This is a genomic window from Roseburia sp. AF12-17LB, assembly GCF_003479605.1.
In the GTDB taxonomy this organism is placed as follows: Bacteria; Bacillota; Clostridia; order Lachnospirales; family Lachnospiraceae; genus Roseburia_C; species Roseburia_C amylophila.
This window is the reverse complement of record NZ_QUHR01000001.1, coordinates 71,308-82,877: the sequence shown is the minus strand read 5'-3', so window position 1 is coordinate 82,877 and position 11,570 is coordinate 71,308. Positions and strand designations below refer to the sequence as shown.

Annotated in this window: 13 protein-coding genes; 1 reads left to right on the top strand and 12 read right to left on the bottom strand. The window is 41.1% G+C overall.

Annotated features, from left to right (window positions below):
- Positions 1 to 39: 39 nt before the first annotated feature.
- The 7 genes from rpsG to DWV68_RS00370 form a co-directional block, all read right to left on the bottom strand.
- On the bottom strand, positions 40 to 510 hold the full coding sequence (gene rpsG / locus DWV68_RS00400) for a 30S ribosomal protein S7 (protein ID WP_207659146.1): 471 nt from the start codon (positions 508 to 510) through the stop codon (positions 40 to 42).
- Between the two features lie 191 nt (positions 511 to 701).
- Positions 702 to 1,121 (bottom strand): 30S ribosomal protein S12, encoded by a 420-nt coding sequence (gene rpsL / locus DWV68_RS00395; RefSeq protein ID WP_022242941.1) that lies wholly within the window; start codon positions 1,119 to 1,121, stop codon positions 702 to 704.
- A gap of 697 nt (positions 1,122 to 1,818) precedes the next feature.
- Positions 1,819 to 2,373: an acyltransferase gene (locus DWV68_RS00390; protein WP_117697243.1), complete on the bottom strand. Its 555-nt coding sequence runs from the start codon at positions 2,371 to 2,373 to the stop codon at positions 1,819 to 1,821.
- Between the two features lie 36 nt (positions 2,374 to 2,409).
- Entirely contained in the window at positions 2,410 to 3,111 is a 702-nt protein-coding gene (sfsA, locus tag DWV68_RS00385) for a DNA/RNA nuclease SfsA (RefSeq protein WP_117841444.1), read from the bottom strand.
- 28 nt (positions 3,112 to 3,139) lie between these two features.
- Positions 3,140 to 3,628 carry a GNAT family N-acetyltransferase gene (locus tag DWV68_RS00380; protein ID WP_118056662.1) on the bottom strand — a complete coding sequence of 163 codons (489 nt, stop codon included), beginning with the start codon at positions 3,626 to 3,628 and terminating at the stop codon, positions 3,140 to 3,142.
- 238 nt (positions 3,629 to 3,866) lie between these two features.
- A complete protein-coding gene (locus DWV68_RS00375; RefSeq protein ID WP_118056663.1) occupies positions 3,867 to 4,631 on the bottom strand; it encodes a hypothetical protein in 765 nt (254 codons plus the stop codon).
- 139 nt (positions 4,632 to 4,770) lie between these two features.
- Positions 4,771 to 5,856 carry a serine/threonine-protein kinase gene (locus tag DWV68_RS00370; RefSeq protein ID WP_118056664.1) on the bottom strand — a complete coding sequence of 362 codons (1,086 nt, stop codon included), beginning with the start codon at positions 5,854 to 5,856 and terminating at the stop codon, positions 4,771 to 4,773.
- A 91-nt stretch (positions 5,857 to 5,947) separates the two neighbouring features.
- Between DWV68_RS00370 and DWV68_RS00365 the strand changes: the two genes are divergently transcribed.
- Positions 5,948 to 6,370 carry a hypothetical protein gene (locus tag DWV68_RS00365; RefSeq protein ID WP_118056665.1) on the top strand — a complete coding sequence of 141 codons (423 nt, stop codon included), beginning with the start codon at positions 5,948 to 5,950 and terminating at the stop codon, positions 6,368 to 6,370.
- A gap of 2 nt (positions 6,371 to 6,372) precedes the next feature.
- Here the strand turns inward: DWV68_RS00365 and DWV68_RS00360 are convergent, their stop codons facing one another.
- From DWV68_RS00360 to DWV68_RS00340, 5 genes are read right to left on the bottom strand one after another with little or no spacing between them, the layout of a single operon-like run.
- Entirely contained in the window at positions 6,373 to 6,849 is a 477-nt protein-coding gene (locus DWV68_RS00360; protein ID WP_117841448.1) for a PTS sugar transporter subunit IIA, read from the bottom strand.
- On the bottom strand, positions 6,849 to 7,718 hold the full coding sequence (locus DWV68_RS00355) for a PRD domain-containing protein (RefSeq protein WP_117697257.1): 870 nt from the start codon (positions 7,716 to 7,718) through the stop codon (positions 6,849 to 6,851). The genes DWV68_RS00360 and DWV68_RS00355 overlap by 1 nt, the downstream gene beginning before the upstream one ends.
- A gap of 39 nt (positions 7,719 to 7,757) precedes the next feature.
- Entirely contained in the window at positions 7,758 to 8,708 is a 951-nt protein-coding gene (locus tag DWV68_RS00350) for a nuclear transport factor 2 family protein (RefSeq protein ID WP_118056666.1), read from the bottom strand.
- Positions 8,692 to 10,158: a glycoside hydrolase family 1 protein gene (locus DWV68_RS00345; protein ID WP_118664685.1), complete on the bottom strand. Its 1,467-nt coding sequence runs from the start codon at positions 10,156 to 10,158 to the stop codon at positions 8,692 to 8,694. Before DWV68_RS00345 ends, DWV68_RS00350 begins: the two co-directional genes overlap by 17 nt.
- Entirely contained in the window at positions 10,145 to 11,524 is a 1,380-nt protein-coding gene (locus DWV68_RS00340; RefSeq protein ID WP_118056668.1) for a PTS transporter subunit EIIC, read from the bottom strand. The genes DWV68_RS00345 and DWV68_RS00340 overlap by 14 nt, the downstream gene beginning before the upstream one ends.
- Positions 11,525 to 11,570 lie beyond the last annotated feature (46 nt).

Genomic DNA, 11,570 nt, shown 5'->3' with positions numbered 1-11,570 from the left:
CCTAATTTTCTTAACCGAAAAAATATGCTCTCGTTCTGATTAGAAACGATAGTGTGCGAAAGCTTTGTTTGCTTCTGCCATCTTGTGCATATCTTCTTTTTTCTTTACAGATGCACCAGTATTGTTTGCTGCATCCATGATCTCATTTGCCAGTCTTTCTTCCATTGTCTTCTCGCCTCTCTTGCGTGAAAACAGTGTAAGCCAACGAAGAGCCAGAGCCTGACGACGGTCCGGTCTAACTTCGATAGGTACCTGGTAAGTTGCTCCACCGATACGTCTAGCCTTTACCTCAAGTACTGGCATAACGTTGTTCATAGCTTCCTCGAATACTTCAAGAGCTGGTCTCTCAGTCTTCTCTGCAACTCTGTCAAATGCACCGTATACAATCTTCTGTGCAATACCTTTCTTACCATCTAACATAATGTTGTTGATAAGCTTGGTAACCACTTTGTTATTGTACATCGGATCTGCTAATACGTCTCTTTTCTGAGTATGTCCTTTACGTGGCACGTTACTTCCCTCCTTAATCATGTTTTGCATCACAGGTCATTGTGCCTGTCATGTAGTATTTGTTTCGATTAATTCAACGGTACTCACATGTGTCTCTCTAAAATGTGTTCGTGCGGAAATATATCGTATGTGACAATAATTCCAACACTTACCTTTAGCTCTGTTTGTGATACTATTGGTGTGCGCTAAGCTTATTTAGCGTCTTTTGGTCTCTTAGCGCCGTATTTGGAACGAGCCTGTTTTCTGTTAGCGACTCCTGCTGTATCAAGAGTTCCACGGATAATATGGTATCTTGTACCTGGTAAGTCCTTAACACGACCACCACGGATAAGAACAACGCTATGTTCCTGTAAGTTGTGTCCCTCTCCTGGAATGTAGCTTGTTACTTCGATTCCGTTGGAAAGACGTACTCTGGCGATCTTTCTAAGAGCTGAGTTAGGTTTTTTAGGTGTAGCTGTCTTAACAGCGGTACAAACACCTCTCTTCTGAGGAGCAGAAGTATCAGTTGCTTTCTTCTTTAAAGAATTGTAGCCCTTCTGAAGTGCAGGTGCAGTAGACTTCTTAACAGATGTCTGACGTCCTTTTCTTACTAACTGGTTAAATGTTGGCATTATTTTCACCTCCTGTGCTATTATTTGATAAATGTGCATTTGTATGCACACTAATTCAGTATATAAGCCGATTCGCCACTTGTCAAGCAAATTTTTCGTGCAAGCTACGAGCCAGAGAAAAAAAGAAGGCTTTCAGCTGTTCAAATTTATTTGATAACGGCTGAAAGCTTTCTTTTTGATGTGGCGACAGCCACGACTGAGATGGAGCGCAGCGGAATCGAAGTTGCGGTTCTCGTTCTTATGCCTGAATCTTTCCGTTCATGTGGCGACAGCCACGACTGAGATGGAGCGCAGCGGAATTGAAGTGGCATCTTTTCACACTAAATGCAGCAACATATTCCTTTTAGTATGATTTTTCCGCAACTTTTCTTACTTTTCTCATACTAAATCTGTCTTTATCTTCTTTTAAGTATGATTTTTCTGCTTTATAGCTTACTTTTCAAGAGATTTTCCCTCATTTTTCATACCATTTCTTCTATATTATTAGCGTTAGTATGATATTTCTGTTAACCAACTATTTTTCAGCTATCATTCTTCCTCCTAATTATGCTGCTTCTCAGTAAAAAATGTCATCGAAGCGTAGTACCCTTTTCCCGACTATGTAGCCCGGTTGCGATGGGAACCCACCATTACAATATTGAATCGCAGCACTCTTTTCCTGGCTATATATTGCCTGCCATCCCATAAAATCTATTCCTTATATCTCTTCGAAACGGCTGGCATCCAGATACTTTATTACCCTTGCCGGATTTCCGACTGCGACTGCATAGTCCGGCACATCTTTTGTCACTACTGATGCTGCCCCGACGATGGCATGTTTTCCAATGCTTACCCCCGGCAGGATGCTTGCGCCCGCGCCAATCCATGCGGCTTTTTTAATTAGCACCGGCTTGCAGGTCAGTATCGACAAATCATAAGGATCATGATTATTCGAAATCAGCTGGACATTAGCTGCAATCTGCACGCCATCCTCTATGGCGATTCCACCACGTGCCATTGCCAGCAGCCCAGAATTAATATAAACATTTTTTCCAATTTTCATGGTACTGACACAGGCACCACTGATTGGTGCTGCAACGTAGCTTCCCTCTCCAAGGTTCTCTCCAAACAATTCTTTTAAAAGCGTCTGATATTCTTCCGTAAAAGGCATCGTATGGTTCATTTGAAACATAATCTGCGCCGCCCTTACATTTTCTTCCCGGTCTTTTGGATTTGGTATCCTCATATCAACTCTTACTTCTTTGCAATCCATTCGCTGTATTCTCCTTAATTATTCTTCCTTTGGCAATTAACCATTTGAATGCAATCGTGTTTCCGCTGTTTCTGCACGCTGAGCCCAGTCTTTCACGCTGAGGCCGTCCTTTTCTACTTTACACATAAGAAACCATATCTTTACGCCTGCTGCGCCTGCCTCTTCCAATGCTTTTCCAAACTCAGGATGGGTCATTACATTTGCCCGCACTTCTTCCACACCTTCCATCTGAATTACAAATGCCAATATACATTCATAGCCAGCCTTCCTTGCTTCTGCCAGCTCCCGCAAATGTTTCACGCCACGTTCCGTCGGTGCATCCGGGAAATAACCAATGCCATCACGTTCCAAAGTACAGCCCTTTACTTCCATTAAATATTCCTGCTGTCCTTTTTTCATATAAAAATCTATCCTGGAATTTCCATATTTATATTCCGGTCTGATCAAATCAAACGATTGTGTCTCAAGCCATTCTTTTGCCACCTTGTTAGGCGCCTGACTATCTATATTAATAAGCCCGAAATTTTCTTTATATACAGCAATCAGATCATATGCTGTCTTTCGTTTTGGATTGTCTGCCACTTCCAGATAGACTGCTGCATCCGGAAGCAGCAGTTCCCTGCAGCGCCCGGTATTTTTTACATGCACCGTCTGAAGTTCTCCATCAATTTTAACATGCGCAATAAAACGGTTGGGACGGTCTACAAATTTTCCCTCTATCACTTTTTGATATTTCAATTTCTATATCCTCTGATTCCTGTTTATCTTATTTCTGAAAAGTCAGACGCATCTGGTTCCACACCGCGTCTCCATGGGCAGACTCTGATACGCCTTCATTTTCAAATCCAAATTTCGCATAGTAATGTATCAGCTTATCCTTGCAGGTCAGCACCAGTCCTTTTTTTCCCTGGGCTTTTGCATCTGCAATAGCTCTTTTTAATAGCTGCTCTGCCAGACCACGTCTTCGGTATGCCGGAATGGTATTCACGCCGAAAATCATCTGCCAGTCCCCCTGCTCCTCATGCAGTTCTGCTTTTTCATACATTTCATCCGTAAGGTCTTTCTGACTGGTCACCATGCCATCAACAAATGCCACCAGATGTCCCCCATCGAACATCAGCCAGAAATGGTCTTTATAATATTTTAAACGTTCTGCGAATTCTTCCCTCGTTGCTGCTTCTGCCGGTGGAAAACATTCTGTCTCCACGGCTGTAATTGCATCAATATCTTCCATCTGCGCGGTACGGATTGTCATTTTGTGTACTCCTTTTATAACTCTTTATAACTTTTTAATTCTTTTATAACCTTTTATAACTTTCTCCTATTGTATAACCCCTTATGATTTTTCTCAAGAGACGAATTCCAGTTCTCGTAGTATTTCCTGTGAAACGGGAAAAGCACAACAGCCTTGTTCTTTATCAAAGACAATTTCTGTCGTGCTTTTCTATTCTGTTTTTTATTATATTTTTCTGTTCTGCTTTCTGAAATCCAAACTATTCTTTCACTGGCACCAGGCGAATGTTTACTCCGCTTACCTTCAATTCCACGCCATCACTCAGTTCCACATTTTTCACTTCTGGTGTATAAAGACCATTTCCATCGTCTACTCCAAACATCTCATTCATTCCACCATCATATAAATTTGATGTGCTGACGTTTCCGGTTCCATCCACAGCTGTTACGGTATAAGTTCCTGCCGGGAAATCTGTGCCTGCCGTATAATTGCCACTGCCTAATTCCACTGCCGCTGATTCATCATATTCTCTTCCACTCATGCCTCCGGTTACTTCTGTATAGCTGACCTGTACTACTACATCTCCTGAAATCTTAAGTTCCACGTTTTCCTTCATTTTCAATCCGTTAAAAGAGGATTCATAAAGTCCGTTCCCATCATCCACGCCAAACATTGCATTGATGCCGCCATTAAACATATTACTGCTGCTGACATTTCCATTTCCGCTTACTGCTGTCAGATTGCACTTACCAACAGGAAGGTCAACACCTGCTGTGTAATGTCCTGCTCCAAGCGTATAGTCCGTCTCGATTTGTGATAAATCTTCTTCCGGAGCATCTTCCTTCCCAGCATCTTTATCAGTATCTTTGCTCTTGCCGCTCTCTGCCTGTTCTGTGTCTGTAACAGAATTCTTATCCGAATCCTTCTTGCTGCTTCCACCGCCTGCTGCAATTGCAAATACGACTACAACGATAATTACCCAGAACCACCATTTCTTATAAATTGGTTTCTTTACTTTTTCCATCTTATGCCTCCCGTTTTCATAAATCTTATGTATGAGACAATCATATATGAGTCGGAAGGTTTTGTGGTATGCTGACGGCATACATTTTTAAATCGTTTTTATGTCAATCATTTTCCTGTCTCTTCCTGCCAGGCAATTTCTATTGTGATGTCAGCCCAAGCAGCGTAAATTTTACATAATTTTCCAGTAGCATTCCAAAATAGAAAAGGATAAGTGCCAGGATAATCCGGATGATTATCCGTACCGGTTTCTGAAGCGAACGGATTCCCGGAACTTTGGTATCCCACAGCAGGAAATTGAATCCCACCGCGCAGGACAGCCATGCATAGATAAGTACCGCAATTGCTTCCAGTCCAAAAGCGGCCGGCGTTTTACCATACATCATCATAAACTGTATACTGCCTATAATCAGAAACAGATAAATAAAAACTGCCAGTATCTCTTTCCAGACAACTCCGGTCCGGAAGCCCGGAAGAATCGTCTGCTTCCCCTGGGGCATTTGTCTCTCCGGTTTAAATGCCAGCCTGAGTTCACTGACACTCTGGTAGCGGTTCTGTGGGTCAATCTCTATGCACTTTTTTATGATACCCTGGAATGGTTTTTTCCCTGTCAGCCGTACATTCGGCAGCACGCCCTCTAACATCACATTCATCAGGACACCCACTGCATAAATATCTGCCGTTGCATCTGTCTGAAGGAAACCATACTGTTCCGGAGATGCAAAGCCAACCGTTCCAAGAATCGTTGTGTCTGCATTCCGGTTCATTTTCCATTGCCGAGAAATGTCAAAATCCAGTAATTTTACAACTCCATCTGTGGAAATCAATATATTTTTCGGTGAAATATCCCGATGTACAATTCCCTGTGCATGAATCTGCTCCAGCACCTCCAACAGCTGCTGTGCATAATTTCCGACAAGTTCCGGCGGCATTGTCCCATATCGCCGCAATTTTTCATCCAGTGTTTCTCCGCTGATATATTCTTCTAATATCACGCCCACATCCTGCTGCTCTTTGCAGCTTATGATTCTTACAAGATGTGGACTTTGCAGGTTCTGTAATTTACAATAAATGGGAATATTTTCTTTCTTTATAATTTTTTGAACCAGAATCCTTCCCGTGGAAGTGTCCTGCACCAGCTGCGTCTGATAAGGCATCTTACCTCCCAATATCGTCAATGGCACCTGCTGTTTTCTTTGAAACTCCTGGTATAATTTTTCGCTCATTGCTGTCAGACTCCCTTTTTCTCTTGCATTTTTATCTTCTACATTCTATGATAATCAATATCACTATAGCAGAAATGGGTGGATTCGCCAAATGAAAAAATCAACGCAGGAACTTTTAGATATTTTAAAAAATACGCCTTCCTTCTCCGATTATACCGAGCAAGAAGAACCAGAGCTGGTACAGGTCTCTGTTTCCGATTATCTCAATCAGCTGATTCATACAAAAAATCAAGACCTGCCTTCTCTCATTCGGAAAAGCGGTCTTGACCGTAACTACTGTTATCAGATTTTTGATGGACGCAAGCGTCCTTCCAGAGACAAAGTGCTTGCTCTCTGCTTTGCCATGCATTTATCCTTTACGGAAGTACAGAATCTTTTAAAAGCCACCGGATATCCCATTCTCTATGCCCGTATAGAACGGGACAGCGCGATTATCTTTTCCCTGCAGCGGAACTGTGCACTCTCAGATGTAAATGATTTACTGTATGAATTAGGATATAAGGAACTCGCCTGAAATTATTTTCTTACTTCGCCCAGCAAAGCTGTGGCAGGAAATGTTTTTCCTGTTTCAAAATGAATTTCATTAAATTCAGCAGCATTGGTGACAACCAATGCGGTAACTGTAGAAAATCCTTTTAATTTCACAAATTCCAGATCACAGCTTATAAGTTTCTGTCCCTTTGTTACCTTGTCCCCTTCTTTTGCAAATACTTCAAAGCCCTGTCCATTCAGTTCCACTGTATCCATACCTATATGAATCAGCAGTTCTGCACCCTTTGGTGTCTCTATTCCAATGGCATGTCCAGTTTCTGCCACAGAAACGATTTTACCATCTGCCGGTGCATAAACGGTGCCATCTTCCGGGCAGATACCACATCCTGTTCCCAGCATTCCTTCTGCAAATATTGCATCCGGAATCTGTGCCTGTTCGATATATTTTCCATTCATCGGAGCAAATATTTCTTCTCCACTTTCTTTTTTCTTAAAAAACATTATCTATTTCCTTTCCCATCCTCTGTTTCTTCTGCACATTTTTCCTTACTGCAAATCCGGTTTACATGCAGAATCAGATACATTTTTTCCTCTTCTGTTACTTCACAATCTAATTTCTGATTCAGATATTCTATAATACAGTCCACACATCTGGAAATATCCGCAAACTCTTCCCTGAGATTCTGATACAGTGTGATATTATCCGTATCAATATATTGTTTGCTGCAAATCCGGTCCAAAAGATATTTTATATGAGTTGCAAATCTGGCATAATCAAAGGATTCTTTATTTACCACGATATGAAGCTCCTTTTCTATAATCCGGCCGATATCCTTCAATACGCCTTCGAAGTCAATCTTATCCGTTCCATTTGTCTTCTGCTCGGATGTAATCTTTGCACTTATGATAGACATGGCAATTCCTGATAATTCATTTCTTTTTAATTTCACATGAAATACTTTGTCCATTTGTGCCACAATATACCGGCTCAATTTCATTTCCATGGGATACTGCTGCTCCATGTCATAAATAAGCGGCATCTCAATATAAATTTTCTTCCTCTCCCGCTCCATTGCAAATGCCAGATGGTCCGCCAGTGTCAGCACAAGATTTGGATTTAAATCATAATCCAGCTTGCTCTGTACCACCGGCAGTATTTTCATTGTAAATTCTATGATATCCATCGGCAGTTCATTCATCAGTCCCATGTACTGTGCGCTGATATTGTAAAATGTCCTGTCTATATTTTCCAGTTTTATCTCATATGGCATCTGTGGAAATCCAATTCCCTTTCCAAAAGCAATTAATTCACAACCATTCCCATCTTTACATACTGCTACATTATTATTGATTTTCTTAATTGCAAGCATCGCTTTTTCCTCCACATGAGTTTTCTCTATTATACTACGTTACTGATAGTATCTTCCATCATCTTTTTCACCAAATACACCAATATTATAATCGATTCCTGTTACCAACCACCTGCCATCCTCTTTTTTCAGGTGCCACAGGTAGTCTACCGAATAAAACATAGTATCAATATTACCAGCATGGGTAAATTTTGTGCCGATTCTGTGCGGTTCATACCGCCATACCACCATTTCTGCTTCATTGCCGGTTTGCTTTATCGACACAATCTTTCCCACATGCGACATACTGTTTTCCTTTTTCCGCTTTCCCTGCAGCATAGTGAGCAGTTCCTTTTTTTCTTCAAAGGAGTTTCCCGGTATATTCGACTGAATCGTCTCTGTCATAACCGATGCTGTAATCTCAAAGTCATCCTCATCAATCCCCCATGCATACCGGCAGAACAGATCTGCAATCTTTTCTTCCTCTGTCCAGTCTTCCCCATTGTCCATTACCCGCCATGGTGCTTCCTCTTTTGAAATAACAGGATGTTTTTTATAGCCGGTCCAGATATCATAATCAATTAACTTCCACCATCCACGGACAAAGGATGTATTTCCGCATTCCATATCATGGCAGTATTTCAGACTACTCATTTTCCATATCGCATCTTCCTTTATCCAGTTTATCAGATAGTGTCCGCCAAATGTAAACCAGTGTAAATAATAATCTTCCTTCACTCCCACTGTTGCAATCACATATGCCGACTGCACCGCCTGATCCTTTTCCTGAAAAATACATGTATTGTAAATCCGGTACCGGCTGAAATCCAGCTTTGGTCCTCTCCAGACCAATTTCTCTTTGACTGCATCAAATCCCTCCGCATCTCCAACCGTTTCCGACTGCATTCTGCAATCTTTGGCAATGACCACCTCCCAGAACTTCGCATCATTCTTTTCCAGACCCTGGACAAAATATTCAAACTGTTGCTTTATTTTATCTCTTTCTCTCATATGATAAACTCTCTTTCCCCCCGCTTTCTATAACCTGACGGTACCAGTAATAAGATTCTTTTGGAATTCTCTTTCCACTTCCATTTCCTTTGTTATCAAAGTCTACATAAATAATTCCATAGCGTTTATCCATTTCACCTGTACTCACACCTACTAAATCTATACATCCCCACGCCGTATAAGCCTTCACATCCGCACCATCTTCCAGTGCTTCTTTTACGGCATTTATATGTTCCTTTAAATAGGCAATGCGGTAGGTATCCTGAATTTTTCCATTTTCTATATGGTCTCGTGCTCCCAGACCATTTTCCAATACCATAAGCGGGACTTCATACCTTCCATACAATTCATTCAAAGCAATCCGAAGTCCCTCTGCATCAATCTGCCAGCCCCACTCACTTTGTTTTAAATATGGATTCTTCACTCCTGCCATCAGGTTTCCCATGGAGGACTCCAATCCCTGCTGTCCACTGATACAGTTCGAAAAATAATAGCTGAATCCACAAAAATCGGCTGTTCCTTTCTGCAAAAGTTCTTTCTCTTCTTTACTGCATGTTATCGAAATCTTATTTTCCCGGAAAAATTTTTTCATATACCATGGATACTTTCCTTTTAACCGCACATCCAGGCAAAAGAGATTGTGAATCTTATGATGCTCCTGTGCCATTCTTACATCCTCCGGTCTGCAGGAATAAGGATAGGTACAGTAATAGGCAATCATTGTACCAACCCTGATATGTGGATATTTTTCATGGGCATATGCACTTACCCATGCTGCCGCAAGAAACTGGTGATGCAAACACCGATATCTTCTTTCCATGTCATCCTGTTCCGGCAAAATATTGCATCCTTCTTTTTCAATTATTCCACCGCCAAATACTGTTCCAAGCGGCAGTGTCAGGCCGTTTATCTCATTAAAAGGAATCCAGTAAACCACCAGATCTGCATATTCATCGATTATGGTTTTTGCATATTTTTCATATAGCGGAATCAGCTTTGGATTACTCCAGCCTTCATATTTCATTGCAAGTGCCAATGGCAGATCATAATGCAGAATTGTAACTATCGGCTCCATCTTATATTTTCTGCAGGTTTCAAACACGCTTCTATAGTAGTCTAAGCCTGCCTGATTCGGAGTTTCTTCCTCTCCCGTTGGGAATATTCTTGTCCACGCAACAGACATCCGGAAACATCGAAATCCTGCTTCTGCAAATAATTTGATATCTTCTTCATAATGCTCATAAAAATGATTTCCATAATGAGATGGATAAATATATTTTTTATCTAAGGAGGGGAAGCATTTTCTCCCCTCCTCCTTATCTCCCAATGCCATACAGTCTGCTATGCTGGCTCCTTTTCCATTTACATTCCAGCTGCCTTCTGTCTGACACGCTGAAACAGCACCACCCCACAGAAAATCATCTGGAAAGCTTCCTTTATCTTGCTGCATCCTTTCTCTCTCCTTTACCAAATCCAAACACTGCCATCAAAATAAATCCTGCGACCATACTTACTGCTGCTGCCAGTAAATAGAATCCAAATGTATCTGAAAAATATCCGGATAATCCTAAAATTCCTGCATTGACAAATCCCATTGCCTTACATCCGAAAATTCCCATTATCATACCGCCCAGGGCTCCGGCAATACCAATCACTGCATAAGAACGTTTATATTTCATACATACGCCAAAGAGAATCGGCTCTGTCACTCCGGCAAGTAATGCGGTAATTCCGCTTGCTCCTGCAAGAGATTTTACTTCCTTGTCTTTGCTTCTGAACCAGATAGCAAATGCCACTCCAATCTGTGCATAACAGGTTGCACTCATAAATGCCAATACCGGGTCAGCTCCCATATTTGTAAAATTCAACATAACAATAGGTACCAGTGCCATATGTACACCAAGAATAGTCAGATATCCAACAGTTCCACCTACCAGAATTCCAAATAAAACTGCATTGGTATCATTCAGCCAGTTGCTTGCCTTTCCAATCAGATTGGACAATTCACTGGATGCCGGGCCAATTACCAATACACTCAATACCACCATAACAAAAATGGTAATCAGTGGCACAAATAATAACTGGATTGATTTGGGAATAAACCTCTTCAGTAATTTTTCCAGCTGAGCCTGTATAGGTACTATAATTAATGCTGGTATAATCATGGAAGAATATGTTATTACCGTTAGCGGCAGTCCAAATAATGTTAATGGGTCTTCTGCTCCTGCCAGTGCCGTAAAATTCGGTTCCATCAACGCTCCCATGATAACCATTGCAACAACAATATTTGCTTTTAAATATTTTGCTGTATTATATGCAATTAAAAGTGGTATAAAATAAAATACTGCATTTCCTGCTGCTGACAATACAGCATACGTTGCGCTGGTTGCATCCAGCCAGCCTAAATAAGTAAGCAAGGACAGGAATCCCTTTAACATACCGGAACCAACCAGTGCCGGAACCAATGGTATGAATGCATTGCTGATATAATCTAATATCTGCTGTCCGATTTTTTTCTTTTCTCCAGCCTCTTCTCCATCTGTAATATCTAATTCTGTAGTTTTGATATTTGCAATTTTGCAGACACAGTCATAGACATCATTCACATCTTTTCCAATGATTACCTGAAATTGTCCTCCTGCATTTTTTATGCCCAGTACTCCCTGTAATGCCTCTATTTCCTCTGCTTTCACCAGGCTGGTATCTTTTAATGTAAACCGCAGTCTGGTCATACAATGTGTGCAATTACTTATATTTGCTGCTCCCCCTATTCTTTCCAGTATTTCTTCCGCTATTTTTTCAAATTTACTCTGCATATGAAACACTCTCCTTTCTGCTGCCTCGTTTTATAACAATCATTTT